This window comes from Bradyrhizobium sp. Ghvi (assembly GCF_900115265.1).
Taxonomy (GTDB): domain Bacteria; phylum Pseudomonadota; class Alphaproteobacteria; order Rhizobiales; family Xanthobacteraceae; genus Bradyrhizobium.
Genome location: NZ_FOVU01000004.1, coordinates 752,685 through 776,607 on the forward strand (window position 1 = coordinate 752,685; position 23,923 = coordinate 776,607).

Here is a 23,923-nt window from a genome sequence, read left to right on the forward strand (position 1 = left end):
GGACTTCACGCCGCGTTACGGACAGGGATGGCGGAGGCCATCATAGCCGAGATAGGTACCGGACGCCGGGTCGTAGGACCGATAGCGCTGGGCACAATAGGCCGACGAGTCGCCGCCGACGTCGGGCACCACGGCGACAGACGCGCCGTCGTCATAATAGCCATCGTCGTAGTAGGAATCGTCGTAATACGGGCCGCCGTAATAAGCGTACGAGCTGAGCCCACCGATCGCGGCGCCGGCCGCGAAGCCCGGCCAGAAGCCGCCATGATGTCGGTGGTGCCAGCCGCCATTCCAAGTGCCGCCGTTCCAATTGCCGCCGTTCCAGGTGCCGGTTGAGGCGGTCGCGAAGCTGCGGGTGCCGGCGCCGAACGTGGGCGAGCTGCGGCTAACGGTGGGCGAGCTGCTGCTAAACGTGCGGGTGCCGCTAAATGTTGGTGCAGGGCCACCACTGGGGCGCATGGCCGCGTTGGCTGTGAAATTGCCGCCGCCACCACCGATGCGCGGACCCCCGAAGCTACCGCCGCCGAAGTGCGCACCGCCTCCGCTAAAGTGGCCACCCCCGGCGCCAAAGCCGCCGGCACGCCCGCCATGGACCTGCGCGAAGCTCGGGGTGGCGATCGGAAGGACAAGTGCTAGCGCTGCGGCCGCACTCAAAACTCTGAGACTGTTCATGTGCAAACTCCTTTTCCCGGAAGCAAATCCCTTGAAGGGGCTGCAGTTCCTGGATCACGACGGTTTGCGCTGGTGGGGCGGATTTCCACCTTGTAGCAGCCGAGCTGTGCTTTGCGTCGCTGCGTTTGGAGTAGGGTACGGTCGCGCCCGCCGAACTGGACATTTGGCCGGCCGGATGGCATCAGGACCCCACGAAGCAGGGCCCTTGCCGCATGAAACAATTCTTCCTGAAACTCTTCACCTGGTGGAACGGCCAGACCTTTGGCACCCAACTCTGGACCTCCAGGTTCGGGGAGCTGGTTGGCCAGGACGAGCAGGGCAACCGCTACTACCGCACTGCCGGCGGCAAGATCGACCCGACGCTCGGTTTCGAGCGGCGCTGGGTGATCTACAACGGCTATGCTGAAGCCAGCCGCATTCCGCCGGCCTGGCACGGCTGGATCCACCACGTCGTCGACGTGCCTCCGACCGAGCTCAATTACCAGCCACGCGAGTGGGAGAAGCCGCACCAGCCCAATCTCACCGGCACGGCGAAGGCCTACCGGCCGTCCGGCTCGACGCTCGCCAGCGGCAGGAGGCCGAAGGCGACCGGCGACTACCAGCCCTGGACGCCGGGTTAATCGCGCTCTTCAATTCCTGGTTTGGATGCACGCGCATCCGTATCGCTTCGCTGTGGACAACGGGAACAGCGGGGATGCCGGCTGCGCGGGCGTTGCGCCTGACCGAGCGATGCGGCTCAATGAACCCATCTTATGGAGATGGGAAACCATCGCGTTCGGTTCGGGCAACAGTTCGCGAACTGTCCCGAGATGCAGCGGCTGCCGAGGAAGGACTCGATCGGGAGATAGGCCCCCGGTCTGGAGCTCCGAAATCGCCCGATGAGAATGTGCGCCGCCGTGAGACAGGAAAGGCCGCTTGGGAAACCGAGCGGCCTTTTTCTGTTGGGTCTCTCTAGGCCAACCGCTCGGCGGCGCGCTTGGCGGCATCGAGGCGCCGCGCCTGCCATGGCGCGACCCGCTCCTTCATGAGTGCGAGCACCTCGGCCGGCGCAGTCTCCGGCGAGCCGGCATTGAAGGGCGGCGCGGGATTGTATTCGAGGCGGAGCTGAATGGCCTCTGCGGTGGTGCGATCGACCAGCAGAGACACCAGCTTCAAGGCGAAATCGATTCCTGCGGTGACGCCGCCGCCGGTCACCCGGTTGCGATCGATGCAGACGCGCGTCTTCGTCGGCGTTGCGCCGAATAGCGGCAGCATCTCCATCGCGCTCCAGTGCGTGGCGGCATTGTAGCCCTTCAAGAGCCCGGCCGCGCCCAGCACAAGCGATCCCGTGCAGACCGACGTGACGAATTTGGCGCTCGCAGCCTGCTTGCGCACGAAATCGAGGGTTTCCTCGTCGTTGAGGAGTGCGTCGGTGCCGAAGCCACCGGGAATGCAGATCACATCCAGCTGCGGGCAGTCGGCGAAGGTCACTGATGGCGTCAGCATCAGCACGGAATCGCTCGGCACCGCATCCAGCGTCTTCCAGATCAGGTGCACTTTCGCGCCGGGGACGGAGGAAAACACCTGCAAGGGACCGGTGAAATCGAGCTGGGTGACGTGCGGAAACACCAAAAGTCCGATCTGGAGCGATGCCGGCATGAGAGCCTCCCATGAAGTGCTTGACTGGCGCAGGATGGCATGGTGCTCTCCTGTCCAAAATGGCATATTTCCCTCGCTTTCGGACATGAGCATGATCGGCGTCCTGATCTTCCCGGATTTTCAACTGCTCGATGCAGCCGGTCCGATCTCGGTGTTCGAGATCGCGGCACGCGCGAGCGGTAAGCCGCTCGCGCTGCGGGTGCTGGCGCTGAACGCAGGCGCCGTGCGCTCGTCGTCCGGCGTCGAGATGATGGCGCGCGATTTCAAATCCGCGAATGCGATCACGACGCTGATCGTGGCGGGCGGCGCGGGTGTATCGGCGCCGTCGCGCTGTCCCGCAACCATCGCTTTCGTGCAGCGGTTGGCGAGGCGCGGCGTACGGATCGCCAGTGTCTGCTCCGGCGCCTATGTGCTGGCGGAGGCCGGCCTGCTCGACGGCCGCCGCGCCACCACGCATTGGGGCCGGACGCGCGATTTCGTCGCGCGCTATCCGAAGATCAAGTTCGAGCCGGACCAGATCTTCACCCACGACGGCAATGTCTGGACGTCGGCGGGCATCAGCGCCGGCATCGACCTCGCGCTGGCGATGGTTACGGAGGACCATGGCGAGGAGATCGCGCAGGCCGCCGCGCGCCAGCTCGTGCTCTACCATCGCCGCAGCGGCGGCCAGTCGCAGTTCTCGTCGCTGTTGGAGCTGAAGACGCCGAACGGCCGCTTCGGTGCGCTGCTGTCATGGGCGCGCGAGAATCTCGACGCGCGGCTGACGGTGGAGGACCTCGCCGATCGCGCCGGCATGAGCGCGCGGCACTTTGCCCGCGCGTTCGCCGCCGAGACCGGCACGACGCCGTCAAAGGCGATCGAGCGCTTACGGATCGAGGTTGCCCGCGAGCGCGTGCAGTCCTCGCGCGAGGCCATCGAGCTCGTCGCGGAGGCGACCGGCTTCCGCGATCCCGAGCGCATGCGGCGCGCCTTCATCCGCGCCTTCGGTCAGCCGCCGCAGGCACTGCGACGCGCGGCGAGGGCCGGCTAAGGCGAGCACAAATCGTCAGCCGAAAGCCTTGCCGACCTCGCGACCGACCGATGCGATCACATCATTTCTTCCATTGGGGTCGAGCGATGCGCCGGTGAGGTAGACCGCGATGATGAGCGGCGAACGCTCGGGCGGCCACACGATGGCGACGTCGTTGGTGGTGCCATGTTCACCCGCGCCGGTCTTGTCGCCCACACGCCAGCCATGCGGCAGGCCGGCGCGTAAACGCGTATCTCCGGTCTTGTTGGCGATGAGCCATTTGCCGAGTTGATCGCGACCTTCCGGGAGCAAGACGTCACCGAGCAGCAAGCGCCGATAATTTGCGGCCATCGCATTCGGCGTCGTCGTGTCGCGCGGATCGCCCGGCGTGGCCTCGTTCAGCTCGGTTTCAATCCGGTCCAATCTCGTGATGTCGTCGCCGAGGCTGCGCGCGAAGCTGGTCAAGCCGGCCGGATCGCCGATATTTTTGAGAAGCGCGTTGCCGGCCGTGTTGTCGCTCATGGTAATGGCAGCCTCGCAAAGTTCGCGAAGCGACATTCCTTCGCCGCCGACATGCTTGCCGGTGACGGGCGAGTATTCGACGAGATCGGCCTGTTCGATACGAACCCGTCGTTCAAGGCCTTCCAGCTTGCTGCCCGCGGCTTTGAGGACTGCCGCCGAAGCCAGCACCTTGAACGTGCTGCACATGGGAAAGCGTTCGTCGCCCCTGTGATGGATCGGAACGCCCGTATTCGTGTCGAGTACGGAGACCCCGAGTCGGCCGCCACTCTTCAGCTCCAACTGTTTAATGGCATCGATCAGCGGCGCAGTTCCGCTTGGGGCAGCACGCAAAACATTCGGCAGGAAGAGACTTCCGGCGACCGCAAGTGTAGATGAACCGAATTGACGTCGTGTGAGCATGGAGCACTCCCGTGAATTGCGAGAAGGTTTTTGCGTCGAGCTCCGGCAATTGACAAACGATGCTTCGTAAGGCCATCCATAAGTAAAACTTGGATCAGAAATGGCCCGCCGTTCCGCCAGTATTTCCAGTCTGCCTCTGAACGCACTTCGCTCATTCGAGGCGGCAGCGCGCCACCTGAGCTTCACCAAGGCCGGTCTCGAGCTTCGGGTGTCCCAGGCCGCCGTGAGCCAGCAGGTGCGAACCCTGGAAGAGAGTCTGCGCGTCAAGCTTTTCAAGCGACTGACCCGCGGGCTTGCACTCACCGAAGAAGGCGAGGCGCTGCAGCCCGTCATCTCGAGCGCTTTCAGCCAGATCAATCAGGTGCTCGACCGATTCGAGAACGGCCGCATGCGCGAGAGTCTGGCGATCGGCGTGGTCGGAACGTTCGCATCCGGCTGGCTGCTTCCGCGCCTCGGCAGCTTCACCTCGAGCCATCCGCATATCGACGTCAGGATTTACGCGAACAACAACCGTGTGGATCTTGGTGGCGAAGGATTGGACTTTGCCATTCGATTTGGCGACGGCGCGTGGCACGGAACCAACGCCGAGCGTCTGGTCGATGCGCATTTCACACCGATGTGCGCGCCCGATGTCGCCAAGCGGCTCAAACATCCAGCCGATCTCCATAAGGAGGTGCTGTTGCGCTCGTATCGGCCGGGCGAATGGGCGCACTGGTTCGAGGCGGCAAAATGCAGGCAACCACGGATGACGGGCCCGATCTTCGACTCTTCAGTCTCCATGGCGCATGCGGCAGCTCAAGGCGCCGGCGTCGCCCTGCTGCCCGTCGCCCTGTTCTCCGACGATCTGTCGCGCAAGCGGCTGGTTTGCCCCTATGATGGTCAGGTCTTTCTGGGATCCTATTGGCTCACGTCCCTGAAATCGAAAAGGTTCTCACATGCGATGAAGGCCTTTCGCGACTGGATCCTGGCAGAGTGCAAGAAAAAGAGATCGCGCAATGCGTAGACCTTCGCCTCCTCGCGGACGGGGCTGGCGAGGCCCACGCGGCTAGCCTGAACTCGCCCTGCCTTCGGCCGTTTTGGCGGAGGTTTCGGCCCGCGCCGTCAGCCGCCGCGCGATCGGCGTCAGTATGTAGGGCGACAGGTGGATCGGAAACTGCGTCATCGCGAAATACAGCCAGGTCGTGGGTGGCAGCGCGCCGGATGTCGCGGCCAGCATCAGCCCGAGATTGCGCTGTGACACCATCAGCCCGAGCGCCAGCGCGCGCTCGGTACCGATGCGCCGGAACAGTAGGGTGGTGACGGCGAGCAGGGTGAAATAGATCGCGAAGGCGAGGGCCGCGAGGCTGATGGTGAAGACCGGCTGCGCCATCAGATCGCTCACGACGTCGCCCATGATGGCCGACGCAAAGACGAAGAGGATGACGATGTTGAAGCCGTCGATCGGCTGCTTGTGGCGCTGGATCGCATCCGCGCCGAACAGCCAGCGAATGAAGGTCGCGGCCAGCAGCGATGCCGCGAGGATGCCGAGCAGCTTCAGGCCGAGCGTGAGCGGTGAGATGCTGAGCATGCCGCCGAGAAAAAGGCTCGCGAACAGCGATGCGGTGAAGGGCACGATCGCGGTTGCGGTCACCAGCGTGACCAGCACCAGCGTTGCATCGAGCCCCATCAGGGCCGCGAGCGCGGGCGAGGCCATCATCGGCGAAGCCATGCTCTGGAGCATCAGCGCCAGCATCAGGCCGGGCGCCCGGTCGGTGAGCCCGGTCGCGTGCGCGATCAGTCCAACGATGACTGGCACGCCGATCGTGGTCCAGGCCGTGGCCGTCGCCACCAGCGCCGGCCGGCGCAGATGACCGTATAGCGCCACGAGATCCACCCGCATGAAGGAGATGCAGAGCAGAACGAGGATCGCCTCGGTGACATAGGGCCGCAACAGCGCGCCGAGCGGCGGCACGGCGGCAGCGATGAAAACCACGGATGCCACTGCACGCGTGCCTTGGGCGCCGAGCCAGGTCAGGCCGCGGAGAGGAAGGGCGACGATGGTTCGGAGAGCGCGCGGCATTGGGATAGGGCGTTGTCAGCCCGACGCTAGGCGGGGCGGCCGGCGTCCTGGAACGCCTTGGGAGGGAGAAGAACCCCAAGACTATTCCATCCGTGGCCCGGTCTGGCCAGCCGGCGCCGGGCAGGGCAGGAATGCCGCCCTTTCCCCGCCGTATTCGGCGTGTTAACCGGAGGTCCTGCGAGCGGCGGTATCCCCTGTAAAATGTCCAACAAGCCCGATTCGCTGTTGAAGCCGCGCGAGATGTTCAAAACCATTACCCTGACAGGCCTTGCGGCGCTGCTGGCCGCCACCGCGCTGACGGTCGCGACGCCCGCGCAGGCGCAGATCGGGACGATTTTCTCCGATCCGCCGCCGCTGCGGCCGCCGGGGACCATTCCCCGTGGCGGGCAGCCGATGCCCCAGCCGACCCCGGACGACGACGAAGAGGTGCCCGAGCTGCCGCCGCAGGGCCGCGTGCTGCCGTCACGTCCGATGCCGCCGCCGGGTCGTCAAGGGAATGTCATGCCTGGGCCGGTCGAGAGCCAGCCGCTGGCGCCGCCGCCGGGCACCACGATCGCGCCGCAGAACCAGCCGCCGGCCGTCGCGGTCGCGCCGCCGGGCGCGCCTGCTCAACCGGGCCAGCGCCAACCGCAGCAGAAGGGCGCCCCGCAGCAGGGCGCCGTGCCGCAGGCCCCCGCGAGCCTCCAGCCTGGTGACGAGGTCGTCACCGAGCCGCCGGCCCAGAAGATCGTGAACAAGAAGGCGACCTTCTCCGGCCTCGACAAGATCACCGGGCGCATCATCAATTTCGACGAGGATATCGGTGAGACCGTGCAGTTCGGCGCGCTGCGGGTGAAGACCGATGCCTGCTACACGCGGCCCGCGACGGAAGCCGCCAACACCGATGCCTTCGTTGAGGTCGACGAGATTACGCTGCAGGGCGAGGTGAAGCGGATCTTCTCCGGCTGGATGTTTGCGGCAAGCCCCGGCCTGCACGGCGTCGAGCACCCGATTTACGACATTTGGCTCACCGACTGCAAAGAGCCGCAGCAGACCATTGCGACGGCAGCTCCGGATCCCGCGACCAAGCCCGCGCCGCCACCGCCGCCTCCGGCGCAAAAGAGGGCCGCCCCCAAGCAGGTGCAGCAGCGTCCGCCGCAGCCTCTGCCACCGCCGCAGCAGCCGCAGGCGGCCCCGCCACCACCTCCGCCGCCGGAGCAGCGGCCAGGTCTGTTCGGTATCCCCGGGTTTGGCCGCTAGGCCAAATCCGGCGGGGCTTGGCAGCCGGTAAACCTGGCTATCGTCGTGACGCGATGATCTCGAGCGCGCGTGCGCCGGGGATCGCTTCTCCATTGGACAGCCGCAGGAAATCGCCGGGCTCGCCGGCGAGCGCTTTGTCGAGCAGCGCGGTGTAGCGCCGCCGCGAGATCTCGGCCGCACCAAAGCTCTTCAGATGCTCGGTGACATATTGTGTGTCGAGCAGCTCGAAACCGCCATGGATCAACCGCGCGACCAGATGCACCAGCGCCACCTTGGAAGCGTCGCGCGCGGTGTGAAACATGCTCTCGCCGAAGAAGGCACGCCCCAGGCTGACGCCATAGAGGCCGCCGACGAGGTCGTCGCCCTGCCACGCCTCGACGCTGTGGCAATGGCCGAGTTCGTGGAGGCCGCCATAGAGGTCGCGGATGCGCTTGTTGATCCAGGTGTCCTCGCGTCCTGGATGCGGCGCCGCACAGCCGGCGATCGTCGCCTTGAACGCGGTGTTGACGGTCACGCGAAACACGTCCGAGCGCACAGTGCGCGCCAGCCGCGAAGCGACGCGAAAACCATCGAGCGGGATCACGCCGCGCATTTCCGGCTCGACCCAGAATAGGGTCGGGTCGTCGGCGCTCTCGGCCATCGGAAAGATGCCGCAGGCATAAGCGCGCAGCAGCACGGCCGGCGTGATTTCAGATGAGGCAGAGTCGCGCGAAGTCATGGCATCCGATCATAGCAGCATCGCAATGCGCGTGCGATGGGGGCAATTCCGGATGCGGGATCAACCTGCCGCCGCGCTGTTCGTCTTGCCCGGGGCGGCGGGAGTGCAGGGGAACCGCAGGATGATGCGAGTTCCGGAATGCTCGGGATCGCGCTCGACCGTGGCTTCGAGCTTGGAAGCCATGGCCGCGACGATACGCTGGCCCATGCCTGTCGAGCGCGGATCGGCCTTGACGTTGTCGCCGACGCCGTCGTCGGTGATCGAGAGCAGGAGATCGTCTCCTTTCGAGATCAGCTCGACGTGAATGGGGCCGGCACCGTCGGGATAGGCGTATTTCACCGCGTTCATCACCAGCTCGTTGACGATGATGCCAACGGCAACGGCCCGGTCCGGGTCGATCTCGATCGGCTCGGCCTTCACCGTCAGGCGCGACATCCGGTTACCTTCGGCGGAGCGGCGCAGATCCTCGAGCAGCGAGTCCAGATATTGGTTGAGCACGACGCTCTTCAGATCCTGCGAGGTGTAGAGGCGGCGGTGCACCTGGGCGACGGCCGCGACGCGGCCCATCGCGTTGGTCAGTGCGGCCTTGACCTCGTCCTGCGCGGCGGAACTCGCCTGCAAATGCAGGAGCGAGGCGATGATCTGCAGCGAATTGCCGACGCGGTGATTGACCTCGCGCAGCAGCAGCTCGCGTTCGGCGGCAAGCGCGGCGTAGCGGTCGCGCGAGGCATGAATCTCGGCCTCGGCTTCCTCGCGCGCCCGCTGCAATTCAGCCTGGCGCAGCGCGCCTTCGGCCGCGACGTGCAGTAGCGGGATGAAGTCGCCCTTGACGTCCTTGACCAGGTAGTCCGCCGCACCTGCCTTCAGGGCGGTGACGGCGATGGTGGAATCCTGCGAGGCCGTGACGAAGACCACCGGCGGGGCGTCCGGGATCGCCATGATCTGCTCGAGCGTCTCGAGCCCGTCGAGACCCGGCATGTACTGATCGAGCGCCACAACATCGATGCAGCCCTTGCTGCCGGAATTGCGGATGCGCTCGAGGCCTTCTTCGCCGCTCGCGGCGTGAATAACCTTGTAGCCGCGCCGCGTCAGGCCGCGCTCGACCAGACGCGCCAGCGCCTCGTCATCATCGATATAGAGCAATGTCGGCGTGTGCTGTGTCATGGGGCGGCGGGCGGGACCTGAATGACCGAGAAGAACAGACCGAGCTGCCGGATGGCGTTGGCGAAGTTCTCGTAGTTGACTGGCTTGGTAATGTAGACGTTGCAACCGAGCTCGTAGCAACGCTTGATTTCCTGGCTGTCGTCGGTCGTGGTCAGCACCACCACCGGCGAGGCCTTCAGGTATTTGTTCTCCTTGATCTGCTTCAGGATATCGATCCCGCTCATGTCGGGCAGGTTGAGGTCGAGCAGGATCAGGAGCGCGTTGCCCTTCTGGGCGATTCCACTGCCGTCGGCGCCGAACAGGTGCTTCATCGCATCGGTGCCGTTGGCGAACGAAATGATCTCGTTGTTGACGCCGGACCTGCGGATGTTGCGCTCGATCAGCCGCGCGTGTCCCTCGTCGTCCTCGATCATGATGATGCTGACAGGTTGGGTCATTTGTCGGCGTTCCGGTTGCTGGCATTCCAGGTGATGGGCAGCGTGATCGTGAAGGTGCTGCCCGCGTTCAGTTCCGACGATACCGACATCGTGCCGCCAAGGCGGCGCACGAGTGCACGCACATGGGCAAGACCGATGCCCTGGCCAGGTTTGTCCTGGGTTCCCGCACGGCGGAACAGCTCGAAAATCCGCTGATGGTCCTTCGGATCGATGCCGCGGCCGTTATCGCTGATTTCGAAGATAGCGTAGCCGAGCTTGGTGCGCCCGCGAATTCTGATTTCGCCGGCTACCCCGCTCTTGAGATACTTGATCGCGTTATCGATCAGATTGGAGAAGATCTGCTCCAGCGCAAGCCGATCGCTGACGATATCAGGCAGCGCCTCGACATGGATCTCGGCCTGGGCCTCGACGGCTTGGTGCGCCACCGTCGACACGATGGCTTCGACGAAGGCGCGGGTCTTGATCTTCTCCGGCTGAAATTCGCGTCGGCCTTCGCGGGTGAGGTTGAGGATCGCTGAGATCAAGCGGTCCATCTTCGCGATCGAAGACTTGATGAAGCCGAGCGCCTCGGAAAAATCCGCCGACAATTGCTGGTCGGCATCTTCCAGCGCGATCTCGCCGGGGGCGCCGGGCACCAGGGAGGGCCCGTCGGCCGATACGTGGGTGAGGCTGCCGATGCGGCGGAAGATGTCGCCGCCGAGCTCTTCGAGTTCGCTGGTGAAGCCCATGATGTTGACGAGCGGCGAGCGCAGATCGTGGCTTACGATATAGGCAAAGCGCTGGATCTCGTCGTTGGCTTCGCGCAGGTCTGCCGTACGTTCGTCGACCACGGCCTCCAAGTTGACGTTGGTATCGCGCAGGCGAGCTTCAGCCTCGTCGCGAGCGAGGGATGAGCGCCGCACCAGCCAGATCGAGATCAGGGCCAGCAGCACGACGAAGCCCGAGCCGATGCCGGTCATCGACGCGGACAGCGTCTGGCTGCGGTCGGAGTTCTCGGAGCGGATCCGGAACAGCCGCTCCTCCTCGCGGATCATCGCGTTGGCCAGGTTGCTGATCGTGGTCGTGGTATCACCGGCGGCGGCCTCGCGGACGAGTGCCTTGGCCTGGTCGGGTTCGTTTTGCTTGATGAAATTCATCTCGCGCGAGAACTGGTCAAGCCGAGTCTCGATCGCCGCGCTCAGTTTCTCGATGTTCTCGCGTTGCGCCGGATTGTCGCCGATCTGGCGCGTAAGCTTGTCGAGCGCCGGGACGATCGCCGCGACCGCCTTCTCGTGATCCGATTGGAAATCCGGTCCCCCCGTCAGGAGAAAGCCCCGGGCGCTGCTTTCGGCCCGTCGGATTTCCAGAAGGAGCGCATTGATCTGGTTTTCCGTCTCGATTGTATGGACAACCCATTTACTGTCGTCCCGCGCCTTGTTGACAAGGTATACCGAGCCCGCGCTGATCACCGTCAGCACCAGCAGGCCCGCTGAAAGCAGCAGGATCTGCCAAAATATACGCCGCGGCTGCAACTCGGCCGTCACGACGGGCTCGCGCTGTCAGGCTGAGTGGAGTTCAAAATGCCCCCTTGGAACTGTCCCCACCGTGCAAAACGCGATTGGGGCCAAGGAGTTCCGCTGGCGAGGCGATTATTTCGAGGCCGGTTCCGCCTTGCCGGCCAGATACTGCTCCAGCCAGTGGATGTGGTAATCGCCGTCGATGATATCGTCCTGGCGCACCAGATCGCGAAACAGCGGCAGCGTGGTCTCGATGCCCTCGACCACCATCTCGTCCAGTGCCCGGCGCAGCCGCATCAAGCACTCGGCGCGGGTCTTGCCGTGGACGATCAGCTTACCCACCAGGGAATCGTAATAGGGTGGGATCTGGTAGCCCTGATAGACCGCCGAATCGATGCGCACGCCGAGGCCGCCGGGCGGGTGATATTGCTGGATGCGGCCGGGCGAGGGACGGAAGGTCTGCGGGTTCTCCGCATTGATGCGGCACTCGATCGCGTGCCCGATGATCTGAACCTCGTTCTGCTTCGCCGGCAATTCGCCACCGGCAGCGATGCGGATCTGCTCCAGCACGAGGTCGATGTCGGTGATGCTCTCGGTGACGGGATGCTCGACCTGGATGCGCGTGTTCATCTCGATGAAATAGAACTCGCCATCCTCGTAGAGGAATTCGATGGTGCCGACGCCGAGATATTTCATCTCGCGCATCGCGTTCGCGCAGGTCTCGCCGATCTTGGCGCGCGCAGCGGCGGCCAGCACGGGCGAGGGGCCTTCCTCCCAGACCTTCTGGTGGCGGCGCTGAAGCGAGCAGTCGCGCTCGCCGAGATGGATTGCGCCGCCGCGGCCGTCGCCGAGGATCTGGATCTCGATATGGCGCGGCTTCTGGAGGTATTTTTCCAGATAGACGGAGGCGTCGCCGAAGGCCGACTTCGCCTCGTTGGCCGCCGTCGATAGCGCCAGCTGGAGATCCGCCTCGCTTTGGGCGACTTTCATGCCGCGGCCGCCGCCGCCGGCAGCCGCCTTTACCAGCACGGGGAAGCCGATCTTCTTCGCGATCGCCATCGCGTCGTCATTGGGGCCGACCGCGCCGTCCGAGCCGGGCACCACGGGGATGCCGAGCCGCTTGGCGGTCTTCTTGGCCTCGATCTTGTCGCCCATCAGGCGGATGTGCTCGGCCTTGGGGCCGATGAATTGCAGATTGTGCTCGCTGAGGATCTCGGCGAAGCGTGCGTTCTCCGACAGGAAGCCGTAGCCGGGATGCACGGCATCGGCGCCGGTGATCTCGCAGGCCGCGAGCAGCGCCGGAATGTTGAGATAGCTGTCCTTGGACGGCGGCGGTCCGATGCAGACGCTCTCGTCCGACAGGCGCACGTGCATGGCGTCGGCGTCGGCGGTGGAGTGCACGGCGACGGTCGCGATGCCGAGCTCCTTGCAGGCGCGCAGGATGCGAAGGGCGATCTCGCCGCGATTGGCTATGAGGATCTTGTCGAACATGTTGCCTCAGCGGGCGAAATTCGCCACTCGCTTATTCAATGATGACCAGCGGCTCGCCGAACTCGACCGGCTGGCCGTCTTCGACCAGGATCTGCGTTACCGTTCCTGCGCGCGGCGAGGGGATTTGGTTCATGGTCTTCATCGCTTCGATGATCAGGAGGGTCTGGCCGACCGAGACCTTCGCGCCGACGTCGATGAACGGCTTGGCGCCAGGCTCCGGCGCCCAATAGGCGGTGCCGACCATCGGCGAGGTCACCGCGCCCGGATGCTTGGAGACGTCTGCGGTGGTCGCGGCGGCTGCTGCGGCGGGCGCTGCAACGAGCGCGGGAGCTGAGGTTGCAACCGGCATCGGCATGGTCGCGGCGACGCTGACGTTGCGGGCAACGCGCAGGCGTAGGCCGGCACGCTCGATCTCGATCTCGGTGAGGCTGGTCTCGTCGAGCAGCAGAGCGAGCTCGCGGACGAGCGCGGAATCGTCGCTGGAAAACTTTGCGGCTGCTTTGTCGTCTGGCTGGCGCGCCATGTTCTTTGATCCGAATGTTCTGGGTGAAGAGAGAGCGTCAGGCTTTGGGCTTGAGCTTGGCGGCAAGGCCCAGGATGGCGAGGCGGTAGCCCTCGATGCCGAAACCGCAGAGCGAGGCGAACGCCGCGCGCGCGGTGTAGGAGTGATGACGGAAGCTCTCGCGGGCGTGGATGTTGGTCACGTGCACTTCGACCGTCGGGATCTGCGCGGCGAGCAGCGCGTCGTGCAGGGCGATCGAGGTGTGCGAATAGCTGCCGGCGTTGATGATGATGCCCTTCATCTTGCGGGCGTGAGCCTCGTGGATGAAATCGATCAGCTCACCTTCACGGTTGGACTGCCGGCAGTCGGCCTTGAGGGCGAAAGTCGCCGCCGTGTCCCGGCACAGCGCCTCGACGTCAGCCAGCGTCGCATGGCCATACTTCTCGGGCTCGCGCGTCCCCAGCATGTTGAGGTTCGGTCCGTTTAAAACGAGGATCGTTTCGGGTTCGGCCATTCCTGTCCCGGAAAGGTGTTTCGGCGTGGCGGAGTTATAGGTAACAAAGCGCGTGAGGGGAAGCCTTGAAGGGCCTCCGGGAAGGCTTCAGGTACCTCATCCGGTGTGCAAAAACCTGTGCGGAAGCTACGGAAATTGCTTGTTAACCAGTCCAAATCATGGCTGCCGGCCCAACGCAAAGGGGCGGGCATCGCTGCCCGCCCCTGAGGTGACCGTTGTCGGCCTTAGACGTTTAGGACCGCAACAATCTCGTATGTGTCCGGATTGATGATCACGATCTCGTCCTTGACCAGGACGTACTTGTAGGTCCGCCATTCCGGATAGATCGTCACGACCCGGGATGGCAAGGCGTGCAGCTCGATGCCCTCGCGCGGAATACGGGTACCGACCGAGATCGAGAAGTTCACGTTGGTCACCGGACGCACGTGCTCCTCGCGGATCACCGAGGTGATCTGGGTGCGTTGCTCAGTCGAGAGCTTGGCGCCGGCGCCGGCCTGACCGACGGTCGTGTTCGTGTTGGTCTGACCCTGCGCACTCTGGTTGGTGCTGGTTCCGGCTTGGCCCTGCGCATTCTGGTTGGTGCGCGTCTCGGTGCCCTTCTGGTTTTCGGCATTGTTGGTCGGGGCGCCGCTCTTGCTGCCCTCAGCCTTCATGTCCTTCTGGTCCTTGGCGCCGGACTTGCTGGTGTCCTGGCTCATGCTCTTGGACTTGTCCTGCTGACCCTGCGCGCGTTCATCGGTGCGCTGGCCCTTGGTGGCGCCGGACTTCTCCTCGGCCGCGTTCTTGTTCATCTCGCGGCCGGAACGCTCGTCCTTCATCGCGCCCGACTTCTCCTCGGCCGAAGTTCCGGACTTCATGGTGCTGGAGCCGCCGGCCTGACCCACGGTGCCCTTCTCATGGGTGGATTCCTTGCCCATCGAGCCGCCGCGCTCGGCGGCGCCGCCCGAGGACTGCGAGTGCTGCATCGGCTGCGCGCCGGCGCCGCCGCTCTCGTTCTTCATCGTGCCTTGCGCGTTCGCCAGACCTGTGCCCGCCACGAGCGCGAGTGCGGCAACCGAGATCATAAAGCGGTTCAACATCGTATTCTCCTCACGTGTTTCTTTGCGTCATTGCCCGCGCCACCAACGAAAGGAGATTTGAGTTGTTCCGGAACATCTGCTGTTCCCCGGCATTTGTTTCTTAAACGCGCGGTGAACGCGCGCGCCGGATTCGCGCCAGTTTTGGCCAACGAAAAAGGCCGGCTTTTCAGCCGGCCTCGTTGCGAGCGTGAGTTGCAAAACGCGCGATCAGCAGGACGCCTTCTTAACAGGTCGCTTTGCCGCAGCGCGCAACGCCGATCTTTTCCTTCAGGCCGTCGAGGCCGACCGCGCCGACCACGATTTGCTTGCCGATCACGTAGCTTGGCGTGCCGTTCATGCCCATCGCTTCGGCGAGCTTGAAGTTTTCCTCGATGGTGGCGCGGACCTCGGGGCTCGCGATATCCTTCTCGATCTTGGCGACGTCGAGCCCGGCTTCCTTGGCCGCCTGGAGCGCGCGCGCCTTGTCGGCCGCGCCACGGCCGCCGAGCAGCCTCTGGTGGAAGTCGAGATATTTCTTGCCGGAGGGATCCTGCATGCGCACGGCGACTGCGACCTGGGCGGCCTCGACCGAGCCCTGGCTGAGCACCGGAAACTCCTTCAGCACGACCTTCAGCTTGGGATCGGACTTCAAGAGGTCGAGCATGTCGCTCATCGCGCGCTTGCAGTAGCCGCAATTGTAATCGAAGAACTCGACGAAGGTAACGTCGCCGTCCTTGTTGCCGAGCACGACCTGTCGCGGCGAGTTGAAGATCGCATCCGAGTTCTGCGCGACGCTGTCTTCGTGCTTCTTCGCTTCCGCATCAGCCTGACGCTTGCTGAGCTCGGTCATGGCTTCCTCGAGCACCTCGGGATGGGTGACGAGGTAGTTCTTGATGATCGCCTCGATGTCGGTGCGCTGGGCATCCGAGAAGCTCTCGGCCGAAGCCGGTCCCGTTGCGCCGAAGATGGCGAGCGCAAACAGCGCGGGGGCGAACAGGCGCAGCGAAGGCATTGGCAAATCCTCTATCCAGAGCAAGTTTCAAAAAACGTCGCGGCGGACTTAAGCAGGTGTCGTGACGTCAAAGCGGCGAATGTCGTGATCTAGTTGCGCGGCGGTTTCGACGCCACGATGTCGTCGGCCTTGACCCATCCGGGCGTGCCGACGGCGAATCGGGTTTTCGCGCGCGTGGCGAGCTCGCGAGCGGTCTTGTTGTCGCCGCGCAGATACGCGGCCTGGGCGGAGGCGAGATCCGCCTCGGCATAGTCTCCCTTCCGGCCATAGGCCATGGCGAGCTGGGTGTAGCCGATCGGCGCCTCGGGCTCGCGCGCCACCGCGGCACGAAGAATCCTGATGGCGTCGTCCGTGTAGGCCTTATTATCGGTTCCAACCAGAGCCTGCCCAAGTAACATCTCGATGAGGGCCGCATTGTTCGAGAGTGCGACCGCCTTGCGCAAGGGGGCGATCGCCTCGGCCGGCTTGCCGCTCTCGAGCAGAGCCTGGCCGCGAACCTCGTAGAAATACGGATTGTTGGGCTGCACCGCGATCAGGGCGTCGATCTGAGTCAGCGCGCTGCGCAAATCGCCGTGCAGATAGGTGCTGATGGCGCGGGCATAGCGCGCCGGCAGACTGTCGTTGGTGAGAGGATAACGGCGATACACCGTCTCCGGCCGCTCCATGAAGGCGGAGATCTTGGCGCGCACCATGTCGTGGCGGAGCTGGAGCGCGGGATCGTCCTTCTTGTCCCAATACGGACTGGTGCTGGCGAATTGCTGGAGCGCGGCGACGCGCTCGGCGGGCATCGGGTGCGATTGGAGATAGGGATCGGCGCCGCGCGACGCGAACAGGCTTTCGCTGGTGAAGCGCTTGAAGGTTTCGTACATGCCCTTCGGCGATTGCTGGGTCGCGGTCAGGAATTTCACGCCGGCACGGTCGGCGTTCTCCTCCTGCTGGCGCTGGTAGGAGAGCAGCGAACGGCGGATCATCTCCTGGGGACCGGCGATCGCCGCCGCGCCGGCATTGGCCAGCCCGTTATTGCCGCTGCCTGAGCCGCGGCTGGCACCCGCCGCGATCGCGCCTGCGCCAAGCAGCATGGCGATGATCATCTGGGTCTGGGCATTAGCGAGTTGCTCGCGCAGCTTGGATAGGTGGCCACCGGCCAGATGCCCGGTCTCGTGCGCGAGCACACCGATCAACTGGTTCGGCGTCTCCGATTGGAGGATCGCGCCGTAATTGACGAAGATGCGGCGGCCATCGGCGACGAACGCGTTGAACGAGCTGTCGTTGATGATGACCATCTGGATGTTCTGCTTCTCCAGGCCGGCCACGCGCAAGATCGGGCGCGTATATTCGCGCAAGAGCTGCTCGGTTTCGGTGTCGCGCAGGATCGGCGGCCCTTTGCCTTCCTGCGCCCGCGCCGTGGAGAAAGGTGACAGCACCATCGCCGCTGCGGTGACGAGGGTGGTCAGCGCGGAGGCCTTCTTGCGCAATGCGATCTGGAGCGACATCGAACGGTCTGGGTCAAACGGGCTTGGAGCAGTGTTGTGATTGGTTTTGGCGATTGGCGGCGGACCGGATAAGCGATATGCCCTTATGAGCCGTATAATGCGGCCAGTCTGGGGCGCAAGCGCCCTGTTTTCCGGACCGTACGGACCGGTCCGCCAGCGAAATAGCAGAAATCGATGCACGATGCGACATTGAGGAACCGGGTTGGGCAGTGGCTCGAGCCCTCCCGCCGCAGTGATGTTCCCCCGTTCATGGTGATGGACGTGATGGCGGCTGCGGCCCGAATCGAGGCGGCCGGCGGCCATGTCATTCACATGGAGGTCGGCCAACCCGCAACCGGGGCACCGAAGACCGCCATTGCGGCGGCGCAGGCGGCGCTTGCTGTGAGCCGGATCGACTACACCTCGGCGCTCGGCATTCCCTCCTTGCGCGAGCGCATCGCGCGGCATTATCGCGATGCCTATGGCTGCAGCGTCAGCCCTGACAGGATCGTGGTGACCACGGGCTCCTCTGGCGGTTTCATCCTGGCGTTCCTGTCGATGTTCGAGCCGGGCGATCGCGTCGCTGTCACGGTGCCGGGCTATCCGCCATACCGTCACATCCTCACCGCGCTCGGCTGCGAGCCGGTGCTGATCGAGACCACCAATGAGACGCGCCACGCGCTGACCGGCGAAGCGCTGCTCGCCGCCCACCGCAAGGCGCCGCTGAAGGGCGTGCTGGTCGGCAGCCCGGCCAATCCGACGGGAACGATGATGTCCCGCGAAGCGCTCGCCGGCCTCATCACAGCTGCGGAAGATGCGGGCATTCGTTTCATCTCCGACGAGATCTATCACGGGCTCGACTACGCGTTTCCGGCTGTGACGGCGGCGGCGCTGTCCGAGCACGCCCTCGTGATCAACTCCTTCTCGAAGTATTTTTGCATGACGGGCTGGCGCGTCGGATGGATGGTGGTGCCTGAGATCCTGGTGCGGCCGATCGAACGGCTGCAACAGAACCTCTCCATCTCCGTGCCGTCGCTGTCGCAGATCGCGGCAGAGGCCGCCTTCGAAGGTGCGGCCGAGATGGAGGAGATCAAGCACGGCTATCAGGAGAACCGGCGCATTCTGATCGAGGGGTTGCCGAAGGCAGGCCTCAACAAGTTCCTGCCTGCGGACGGTGCATTTTATCTCTATGCCGATGTCTCGGATTTCACCGCCGACAGTTTCGATTTCGCCAAACAGATGCTGGAGAAGGCCCAGGTTGCGGCAACGCCGGGTGTCGATTTCGACCCGATCCATGGCCGCTCGTTCATCCGATTCTCCTATGCGCGATCGGCCGCGGAGATGCGGGAGGCAGTTGACCGGATCGCTCACTGGCTTAAATAGCCGCCAGTTTTCGCCAGCCTTCCGGAGTGCATCTTGTCTGACCCAATCGTCCAGTCTGCCGCCACATCGCGTTCTCCTCTTGCTGCAGTGATGTGGCCGACCCGGCCGGGGGAAGCCGTCGGCGCGTTGCGCGCGTTCGTGCTGATCGCGCTCGGCTCCGCATTGATGGCGCTATCAGCCAAGGTGAACCTGCCGCTGCCTTATGTGCCCATGACGTTGCAGACGCTGGTCGTGCTGACGATCGGCGCGGCCTATGGCTGGCGTCTTGGCAGCGCAACCATGATCGCCTACCTCGCCGAGGGCGCGATGGGGCTGCCGGTCTTTGCCGGACCTGTCGGTGGAATTGCACCGCTGGTCGGCCCGACCGCTGGCTATCTCTACGGCTTCGTGGCGGCTGCTTTCATCACCGGCTGGCTGGCCGAGCGCGGTTGGGATCGCAACGTCGTGCTGCTGTTCACGGCCATGGCGGGCGGCCATGTCGTCATTTTCATCGCCGGCTTCGGCTGGCTGGCCTACGGCATCGGCCTTGGTGGAACCAAGGCCTGGGCGGTTGGCGTCGCACCGTTCATCGCGGCCTCCGTCATCAAGAACGCGCTCGGCGCCGCCCTGATGCCGGCGATGCGCCGGATCGTTGGCCGCCGCGGCTAGATTTCACCGCACGGAATGTTCCAATTGACAGAGCCGGCCAAGTTGATCTTGGCTGGCTCTGAGTTTTGAGGGGGAGTGAAACAATGACAACGACAACGATGGCCGGGGCGGCCGCCGCACCCGCTGCGGCCAAGCCATGGTATAAAATTCTCTACGTCCAGGTGCTGATCGCCATCGTGCTCGGTGCGATCGTCGGCTCGTTCTGGCCGTCCGTTGCCACCAACGACTGGATCAAGGCGCTCGGCGACGGCTTCATCAAGCTGATCAAGATGGTGATCGCCCCGATCATCTTCTGCACCGTGGTCTCCGGCATCGCCCACATCCAGGATGCCAAGAAGGTCGGACGCATCGGCGTCAAGGCGCTGGTCTATTTCGAGATCGTATCCACCTTCGCGCTCGTCATCGGCCTCATCATCGGCAATGTCGTGAAGCCCGGCGCGGGCTTCGGCAGTGCGGCGGCCAATGCGCAGGCTGTCGCCAACTATGCCAAGCAAGCCGAAGGCCAGAAGAGCGTCGACTTCATCCTGCACATCATTCCGGACACCGTCGTCGGAGCATTCGCACAAGGCGAGATCCTTCAGGTGCTGCTGTTCTCGGTGCTGTTCGGATTCGCCATCATGGGACTCGGCGAGCGCGGCCACACCATCCGCAGCTTCATCGATGATGCCGCGCACGCCGTGTTCGGCGTGATCTCGATCGTGATGCGCGCGGCGCCCCTCGGCGCCTTCGGCGCGATGGCCTTCACCATCGGCAAGTTCGGCACCGGTGCGATCCTCAATTTGATCGGCCTGATCGCGACGTTCTACCTCACCGCGGCGCTGTTCGTGCTCGTGGTGCTCGGCATCATCGCGCGCCTCGCCGGTTTCTCGATCTTCAAGTTCCTGGCCTACATCAAGGATGAGCTGCTGATCGTGCTCGGCACCTCGTCCTCCGAAAGTGCGCTGCCGTCCTTGATGGAGAAGCTGGAGCGGCTCGGCTGCTCCAAATCGGTGGTCGGCCTCGTGGTGCCCACGGGCTATTCGTTCAACCTCGACGGCACCAATATCTACATGACGCTGGCGACGCTCTTCATCGCCCAGGCGCTTGGTTTCGATCTCACTTTCGGCCAGCAGCTCACCATCCTGGTCGTGGCAATGCTGACCTCGAAGGGCGCCTCCGGCATCACCGGCGCAGGCTTCATCACGCTGGCGGCAACGCTTGCCGTGGTCGATCCGCGGCTCGTGCCGGGCATGGCGATCGTGCTCGGCATCGACAAGTTCATGAGCGAGTGCCGCGCCCTGACCAACCTCTGCGGCAACGGCGTTGCCTGCGTGATCGTCGCATGGTGGGAGGGCGAGCTCGATCGTGACAAGCTCAACGCGCGGCTGAGCCGACAGATCGATCCGACGGACATGGAAACGGCAATCACGACGGACTGATCTGCCAGCTGACGGCGTGATGCGCCCTAGACCTTGAAGTAATAGGGCTGGTCGAGATCCTCGATCAGCCCGATTTCTTTCGGCGTCCAGCCGAGCAGGGCGCGGGTCTTCGCGCTCGATGTCGGCACGTCGATGCCGGTAAATTGCGTGAACCAGCCGAAATGATCGGCCGCTTCCTCCGGTGATTTCGAGACCACGGGCACGCCGAGCCTTCTGCCGAGCACCTCGGCAATGGCCTTGAACGGCACCCCTTCCTCGGCGATGGCATGATAGCGCGGGGCAGTTGCGCCTTGCTCGAGCGCCAGCCGATAGACCCGCGCGGCATCGAAGCGGTGTCCGGCAGGCCAGCGGTTCATCCCGTCGCCGACGTAGGCCGACACGCCTTTCTCGCGCGCGATGTTGATCAGGATGGGGACGAAGCCATGGTCGCCTTCACCGTGGGTGGAAGGCGGCAAACGCACCACCGCCGTGCGCAGGCCCTGCGCAGCCAGGTCCTCTGCGACGGCTTCAGATACGCGCGGAAAGCGGCGCGCGGACGGGTCATCCTCGGTCGCAAGGCGTCCGGGCGCGAGCAGCGCGACGCCGCCTGTGACGATCAACGGACGGTCGGAGCCTTTCAGCTCCTCGCCAAGCGCGAGAATGGCGCGGCGGTCGAGCTCGCAATTGTCCAGGAATTTCGAGAAGTCGTGATTGAAGCCGAGATGCAGCACGCCATCGGAAGCGGCCGCGCCGCTGCGCAAGGAAGCATGGTCCTCGAGCGAGCCGCGATGAACCTCGGCCCCCATGGCAGCGAGTGATGCAGCGCCTGCTTCGGAACGGGCAAGTCCGAGCACGCGGTGGCCGGCCGCGATCAGCTCCCGAACGACGGCAGAGCCGACGAAGCCGGTGGCGCCAGTGACGAAGACACGCATGGGCAATTCTCCAGAGTTGGTGGAGACGACCATCTGCGCTAGAATTATCCAGGTAAAGTAGTGAGCTTATCAGGGTATAACGGCTAACAGGATGGGTGCGACCGTCAGCGAGAACCTGCTCGGGACCTATTTGAAGGACCGCAGAACGCGGCTTGACGCAGCCGCGTTCGGCTTTGGCGGCAGCCGCAGGCGCACGCCGGGACTCCGGCGCGAGGAGGTGGCGCAGCGGGCCAATATCAGCCCGACCTGGTACACTTGGCTGGAGCAGGGGCGGGGCGGCGCGCCCTCGGCCGACGTGCTCGACCGGATCGCCCACGCGCTGATGCTGACTGACGTGGAGCGCGAGCATCTGTTTCTGATCGGTCTCGGCCGTCCGCCCGAGGTCCGTTACCAGGTGAGCGAAGGCGTCTCGCCGCGACTCCAGCGCGTGCTCGACGCGCTCGAGACCAGCCCTGCCATCATCAGGACCATGACGTGGGATGTCGTCGCGTGGAATCGTGCCGCCACGATCGTGCTGACCGACTATTCGAAACTGCCGCCGGAGCGGCGCAATATCCTGCGGCTGATCTTCTGCGAGCCGCGTGTGCGGGCCGCGCAATATGATTGGAACAGCGTGGCCCGCTTCGTCGTTGCGGCCTTTCGGGCGGACGCGGCGCGCGCCGGCGCGGTCTCGCATGTCGCCGAATTGGTCGACGAGCTTTGTCGCCTCAGTCCAGAGTTCGCGAAGCTGTGGGCCGACAACGACGTCCGCTCCCATGGCGAGGGCGTCAAGCATCTGCGCCATCCCGTGCTCGGCCCGATCGCATTCGAATATTCGGCCTTCGCGGTCGACGGCCGGCCCGATCTTGGCATGGTGGTCTACAATCCGGCGACGCCGGAGGACGCCCGGCGCATCAGAGCTGTCCTCGCCGCAAAAGCTGAGCGCTAGCTAGAACCGCTCCGGCCGGTACGGCGTCGGATCGATCGACGGCGTTTCGCCGTTCATCATCTCCGCGAGCAATCGTCCGGTAGCAGGGCCGAGCGTGAAGCCCTGGTGGCCGTGGCCGAAATTCATCCAGAGGCCGGGGTGATGCGGGGCACGGCCCAGCACCGGCACCATGTCGGGCGTGCAGGGACGGGTGCCGAACCACGGCTCCGGTTCGGCGCGTTTGCCGAGATCGATCAGCTCGCGCGCGGAGGCTTCGGCGTTGGCGAGCTGCACCGGCGTTGCCAGCGCATCCGGTCCCGTCAGCTCGGCGCCTGTGGTGATGCGGATGCCCTTGGCCATCGGACCCATGGCGTAGCCGCCGCCCCTGTCGACCAGCGGCAGATCGAGCGAGGCGCCGCCGCTGTAATGCATGTGATAGCCACGCTTGCGCACCAGCGGAATCCGGTAGCCGAACTTGTGCAACAGATCCGGCGACCATGGTCCGAGCGTAACGACGGCGTTGGCGGCGTCGATACGGCCATTGTCCGTTTTGACCGACCATCCGGTCGAGGTCTGCTGCAGCGATTGAGCATCGCCGAGCACGATGCTGCCGCCCGATCGTTCGAACAGATCGGCATAGGCGGTGACGAGGGCGCCGGGGTCGGACACGGTCCAGGTGTCGAGCCAGTGGATCGCGCCGGGAAGGTCGTCGCGCAGGATGGGCTCGACCTTGGTCAGCTCGCTGCCGGAGAGCACGCGAAAATTCACGCCGAACTCGCGGCGATCTTCCTCTGCCGTCTTGATCGCCTGGTCGAAGGAGGCGGCATCACGATGCAGCACCCGATAGCCGGCGCGGCGAATCAGATTGTCGGCATGGGCCTCGCGGATGAGGATGTCGTGCTCGGGCGTCGCGTAGGCGATCAGACGGGCCCAGGCCTCGATCGCCTCGCGATGCCGCTTCGGCGCCGAGTGCCACCAATAGCGGAGCAGGGGCTCGACGTGGCGATGCAGCGACGAAAGGTTGTAGCGCACGTCGTTGGTGCGGCCGGTCGCGATGTTCAGGAGCGAGGGGAGATCGCGCGGCATCGGAAAGGGCCGTACCGCTTCCGCCTGGATCATCCCGGCGTTGCCGTAGCTGGTCTCGCGGCCCGGCTCCCTGCGGTCGACCAGCGCAACGGTCCAGCCGCGCTGCCGCAGATGCAAGGCAGCGCTGACGCCTACCATGCCGCCGCCGAGAATGATTGCGCTTTTCAT

At 64.7% G+C, this 23,923-nt stretch carries 24 protein-coding genes; 8 read left to right on the forward strand and 16 right to left on the reverse strand.

Annotation, left to right across the window (positions count from 1 at the left end; genetic code table 11):
- Nucleotides 1–15 precede the first annotated feature (15 nt).
- Nucleotides 16–672, reverse strand: a complete 657-nt coding sequence (locus tag BM374_RS19195; protein ID WP_092294819.1) for a BA14K family protein — start codon at nucleotides 670–672, stop codon at nucleotides 16–18.
- 212 nt (nucleotides 673–884) lie between these two features.
- On the opposite strand from BM374_RS19195, the gene BM374_RS19200 reads away from it, so the two are divergent.
- On the forward strand, nucleotides 885–1,292 hold the full coding sequence (locus BM374_RS19200; RefSeq protein WP_092229143.1) for an NADH:ubiquinone oxidoreductase subunit NDUFA12: 408 nt from the start codon (nucleotides 885–887) through the stop codon (nucleotides 1,290–1,292).
- A 331-nt stretch (nucleotides 1,293–1,623) separates the two neighbouring features.
- Here the strand turns inward: BM374_RS19200 and BM374_RS19205 are convergent, their stop codons facing one another.
- Nucleotides 1,624–2,310 carry a DJ-1/PfpI family protein gene (locus tag BM374_RS19205; protein WP_092294821.1) on the reverse strand — a complete coding sequence of 229 codons (687 nt, stop codon included), beginning with the start codon at nucleotides 2,308–2,310 and terminating at the stop codon, nucleotides 1,624–1,626.
- A 91-nt stretch (nucleotides 2,311–2,401) separates the two neighbouring features.
- Between BM374_RS19205 and BM374_RS19210 the strand changes: the two genes are divergently transcribed.
- The gene (locus BM374_RS19210) at nucleotides 2,402–3,340 is read left to right on the forward strand and encodes a GlxA family transcriptional regulator (RefSeq protein ID WP_092295064.1); all 939 of its coding nucleotides are present in this window, start codon (nucleotides 2,402–2,404) and stop codon (nucleotides 3,338–3,340) included.
- A 15-nt stretch (nucleotides 3,341–3,355) separates the two neighbouring features.
- Here BM374_RS19210 and bla read toward each other — a convergent pair whose 3' ends face one another.
- Nucleotides 3,356–4,240, reverse strand: coding sequence for a class A beta-lactamase (bla, locus tag BM374_RS19215; protein WP_092294823.1), 885 nt, complete (start codon nucleotides 4,238–4,240; stop codon nucleotides 3,356–3,358).
- Nucleotides 4,241–4,340: 100 nt separating this feature from the next.
- On the opposite strand from bla, the gene BM374_RS19220 reads away from it, so the two are divergent.
- Nucleotides 4,341–5,243 (forward strand): LysR family transcriptional regulator, encoded by a 903-nt coding sequence (locus tag BM374_RS19220; RefSeq protein WP_092294825.1) that lies wholly within the window; start codon nucleotides 4,341–4,343, stop codon nucleotides 5,241–5,243.
- 42 nt (nucleotides 5,244–5,285) lie between these two features.
- Here BM374_RS19220 and BM374_RS19225 read toward each other — a convergent pair whose 3' ends face one another.
- Complete coding sequence (locus BM374_RS19225) at nucleotides 5,286–6,299, reverse strand: Na+-dependent transporter (protein WP_092294827.1); 1,014 nt, start codon at nucleotides 6,297–6,299, stop codon at nucleotides 5,286–5,288.
- A gap of 201 nt (nucleotides 6,300–6,500) precedes the next feature.
- On the opposite strand from BM374_RS19225, the gene BM374_RS19230 reads away from it, so the two are divergent.
- Nucleotides 6,501–7,538, forward strand: coding sequence for a DUF2155 domain-containing protein (locus BM374_RS19230; RefSeq protein ID WP_177248399.1), 1,038 nt, complete (start codon nucleotides 6,501–6,503; stop codon nucleotides 7,536–7,538).
- Between the two features lie 37 nt (nucleotides 7,539–7,575).
- Here BM374_RS19230 and aat read toward each other — a convergent pair whose 3' ends face one another.
- The 10 genes from aat to BM374_RS19280 form a co-directional block, all read right to left on the reverse strand.
- Complete coding sequence (gene aat / locus BM374_RS19235) at nucleotides 7,576–8,256, reverse strand: leucyl/phenylalanyl-tRNA--protein transferase (RefSeq protein WP_092294831.1); 681 nt, start codon at nucleotides 8,254–8,256, stop codon at nucleotides 7,576–7,578.
- A gap of 60 nt (nucleotides 8,257–8,316) precedes the next feature.
- Nucleotides 8,317–9,420: a sensor histidine kinase gene (locus BM374_RS19240; RefSeq protein ID WP_092294833.1), complete on the reverse strand. Its 1,104-nt coding sequence runs from the start codon at nucleotides 9,418–9,420 to the stop codon at nucleotides 8,317–8,319.
- Nucleotides 9,417–9,857 (reverse strand): response regulator, encoded by a 441-nt coding sequence (locus BM374_RS19245; RefSeq protein ID WP_092294835.1) that lies wholly within the window; start codon nucleotides 9,855–9,857, stop codon nucleotides 9,417–9,419. The genes BM374_RS19240 and BM374_RS19245 overlap by 4 nt, the downstream gene beginning before the upstream one ends.
- On the reverse strand, nucleotides 9,854–11,380 hold the full coding sequence (locus BM374_RS19250; RefSeq protein WP_092294837.1) for a sensor histidine kinase: 1,527 nt from the start codon (nucleotides 11,378–11,380) through the stop codon (nucleotides 9,854–9,856). The genes BM374_RS19245 and BM374_RS19250 overlap by 4 nt, the downstream gene beginning before the upstream one ends.
- 105 nt (nucleotides 11,381–11,485) lie before the next feature.
- A complete protein-coding gene (accC, locus tag BM374_RS19255) occupies nucleotides 11,486–12,844 on the reverse strand; it encodes an acetyl-CoA carboxylase biotin carboxylase subunit (protein ID WP_092294839.1) in 1,359 nt (452 codons plus the stop codon).
- Nucleotides 12,845–12,875: 31 nt separating this feature from the next.
- Entirely contained in the window at nucleotides 12,876–13,367 is a 492-nt protein-coding gene (accB, locus tag BM374_RS19260; protein WP_092294841.1) for an acetyl-CoA carboxylase biotin carboxyl carrier protein, read from the reverse strand.
- A 37-nt stretch (nucleotides 13,368–13,404) separates the two neighbouring features.
- Complete coding sequence (gene aroQ, locus BM374_RS19265; RefSeq protein WP_092294843.1) at nucleotides 13,405–13,860, reverse strand: type II 3-dehydroquinate dehydratase; 456 nt, start codon at nucleotides 13,858–13,860, stop codon at nucleotides 13,405–13,407.
- 224 nt (nucleotides 13,861–14,084) lie between these two features.
- Complete coding sequence (locus BM374_RS19270; protein ID WP_092294845.1) at nucleotides 14,085–14,939, reverse strand: DUF1236 domain-containing protein; 855 nt, start codon at nucleotides 14,937–14,939, stop codon at nucleotides 14,085–14,087.
- Nucleotides 14,940–15,162: 223 nt separating this feature from the next.
- Entirely contained in the window at nucleotides 15,163–15,930 is a 768-nt protein-coding gene (locus BM374_RS19275; RefSeq protein WP_092294847.1) for a DsbA family protein, read from the reverse strand.
- A gap of 89 nt (nucleotides 15,931–16,019) precedes the next feature.
- Nucleotides 16,020–17,423: a M48 family metalloprotease gene (locus BM374_RS19280; protein ID WP_092294849.1), complete on the reverse strand. Its 1,404-nt coding sequence runs from the start codon at nucleotides 17,421–17,423 to the stop codon at nucleotides 16,020–16,022.
- A gap of 174 nt (nucleotides 17,424–17,597) precedes the next feature.
- On the opposite strand from BM374_RS19280, the gene BM374_RS19285 reads away from it, so the two are divergent.
- The 3 genes from BM374_RS19285 (at nucleotide 17,598) to BM374_RS19295 (ending at nucleotide 20,851) form a co-directional block, all read left to right on the forward strand.
- Entirely contained in the window at nucleotides 17,598–18,785 is a 1,188-nt protein-coding gene (locus BM374_RS19285; RefSeq protein WP_092294851.1) for a pyridoxal phosphate-dependent aminotransferase, read from the forward strand.
- Between the two features lie 90 nt (nucleotides 18,786–18,875).
- Nucleotides 18,876–19,433, forward strand: coding sequence for a biotin transporter BioY (locus tag BM374_RS19290; RefSeq protein WP_092294853.1), 558 nt, complete (start codon nucleotides 18,876–18,878; stop codon nucleotides 19,431–19,433).
- Between the two features lie 83 nt (nucleotides 19,434–19,516).
- Nucleotides 19,517–20,851: a dicarboxylate/amino acid:cation symporter gene (locus BM374_RS19295; RefSeq protein WP_092294855.1), complete on the forward strand. Its 1,335-nt coding sequence runs from the start codon at nucleotides 19,517–19,519 to the stop codon at nucleotides 20,849–20,851.
- A 26-nt stretch (nucleotides 20,852–20,877) separates the two neighbouring features.
- Here the strand turns inward: BM374_RS19295 and BM374_RS19300 are convergent, their stop codons facing one another.
- A complete protein-coding gene (locus BM374_RS19300; RefSeq protein ID WP_092294857.1) occupies nucleotides 20,878–21,762 on the reverse strand; it encodes an SDR family oxidoreductase in 885 nt (294 codons plus the stop codon).
- Between the two features lie 91 nt (nucleotides 21,763–21,853).
- Here BM374_RS19300 and BM374_RS19305 point away from each other — a divergent pair, with 91 nt between their 5' ends.
- Complete coding sequence (locus BM374_RS19305) at nucleotides 21,854–22,690, forward strand: helix-turn-helix transcriptional regulator (RefSeq protein ID WP_092294859.1); 837 nt, start codon at nucleotides 21,854–21,856, stop codon at nucleotides 22,688–22,690.
- Here the strand turns inward: BM374_RS19305 and BM374_RS19310 are convergent, their stop codons facing one another.
- Nucleotides 22,691–23,923 carry an NAD(P)/FAD-dependent oxidoreductase gene (locus tag BM374_RS19310; RefSeq protein WP_092294861.1) on the reverse strand — a complete coding sequence of 411 codons (1,233 nt, stop codon included), beginning with the start codon at nucleotides 23,921–23,923 and terminating at the stop codon, nucleotides 22,691–22,693. It lies immediately after the preceding gene.

What these genes read in the sequence shown, in the direction of transcription:
- BM374_RS19195 (WP_092294819.1), bottom strand. Translation starts at nt 672, where the DNA reads ATGAACAGTCTCAGAGTTTTGAGTGCGGCCGCAGCGCTAGCACTTGTC.
- BM374_RS19200 (WP_092229143.1), top strand. Translation starts at nt 885, where the DNA reads ATGAAACAATTCTTCCTGAAACTCTTCACCTGGTGGAACGGCCAGACC.
- BM374_RS19205 (WP_092294821.1), bottom strand. Translation starts at nt 2,310, where the DNA reads ATGCCGGCATCGCTCCAGATCGGACTTTTGGTGTTTCCGCACGTCACC.
- BM374_RS19210 (WP_092295064.1), top strand. Translation starts at nt 2,402, where the DNA reads ATGATCGGCGTCCTGATCTTCCCGGATTTTCAACTGCTCGATGCAGCC.
- bla (WP_092294823.1), bottom strand. Translation starts at nt 4,240, where the DNA reads ATGCTCACACGACGTCAATTCGGTTCATCTACACTTGCGGTCGCCGGA.
- BM374_RS19220 (WP_092294825.1), top strand. Translation starts at nt 4,341, where the DNA reads ATGGCCCGCCGTTCCGCCAGTATTTCCAGTCTGCCTCTGAACGCACTT.
- BM374_RS19225 (WP_092294827.1), bottom strand. Translation starts at nt 6,299, where the DNA reads ATGCCGCGCGCTCTCCGAACCATCGTCGCCCTTCCTCTCCGCGGCCTG.
- BM374_RS19230 (WP_177248399.1), top strand. Translation starts at nt 6,501, where the DNA reads ATGTCCAACAAGCCCGATTCGCTGTTGAAGCCGCGCGAGATGTTCAAA.
- aat (WP_092294831.1), bottom strand. Translation starts at nt 8,256, where the DNA reads ATGACTTCGCGCGACTCTGCCTCATCTGAAATCACGCCGGCCGTGCTG.
- BM374_RS19240 (WP_092294833.1), bottom strand. Translation starts at nt 9,420, where the DNA reads ATGACACAGCACACGCCGACATTGCTCTATATCGATGATGACGAGGCG.
- BM374_RS19245 (WP_092294835.1), bottom strand. Translation starts at nt 9,857, where the DNA reads ATGACCCAACCTGTCAGCATCATCATGATCGAGGACGACGAGGGACAC.
- accC (WP_092294839.1), bottom strand. Translation starts at nt 12,844, where the DNA reads ATGTTCGACAAGATCCTCATAGCCAATCGCGGCGAGATCGCCCTTCGC.
- accB (WP_092294841.1), bottom strand. Translation starts at nt 13,367, where the DNA reads ATGGCGCGCCAGCCAGACGACAAAGCAGCCGCAAAGTTTTCCAGCGAC.
- aroQ (WP_092294843.1), bottom strand. Translation starts at nt 13,860, where the DNA reads ATGGCCGAACCCGAAACGATCCTCGTTTTAAACGGACCGAACCTCAAC.
- BM374_RS19270 (WP_092294845.1), bottom strand. Translation starts at nt 14,939, where the DNA reads ATGTTGAACCGCTTTATGATCTCGGTTGCCGCACTCGCGCTCGTGGCG.
- BM374_RS19275 (WP_092294847.1), bottom strand. Translation starts at nt 15,930, where the DNA reads ATGCCTTCGCTGCGCCTGTTCGCCCCCGCGCTGTTTGCGCTCGCCATC.
- BM374_RS19280 (WP_092294849.1), bottom strand. Translation starts at nt 17,423, where the DNA reads ATGTCGCTCCAGATCGCATTGCGCAAGAAGGCCTCCGCGCTGACCACC.
- BM374_RS19285 (WP_092294851.1), top strand. Translation starts at nt 17,598, where the DNA reads ATGCACGATGCGACATTGAGGAACCGGGTTGGGCAGTGGCTCGAGCCC.
- BM374_RS19290 (WP_092294853.1), top strand. Translation starts at nt 18,876, where the DNA reads ATGTGGCCGACCCGGCCGGGGGAAGCCGTCGGCGCGTTGCGCGCGTTC.
- BM374_RS19295 (WP_092294855.1), top strand. Translation starts at nt 19,517, where the DNA reads ATGACAACGACAACGATGGCCGGGGCGGCCGCCGCACCCGCTGCGGCC.
- BM374_RS19300 (WP_092294857.1), bottom strand. Translation starts at nt 21,762, where the DNA reads ATGCGTGTCTTCGTCACTGGCGCCACCGGCTTCGTCGGCTCTGCCGTC.
- BM374_RS19305 (WP_092294859.1), top strand. Translation starts at nt 21,854, where the DNA reads ATGGGTGCGACCGTCAGCGAGAACCTGCTCGGGACCTATTTGAAGGAC.
- BM374_RS19310 (WP_092294861.1), bottom strand. Translation starts at nt 23,923, where the DNA reads ATGAAAAGCGCAATCATTCTCGGCGGCGGCATGGTAGGCGTCAGCGCT.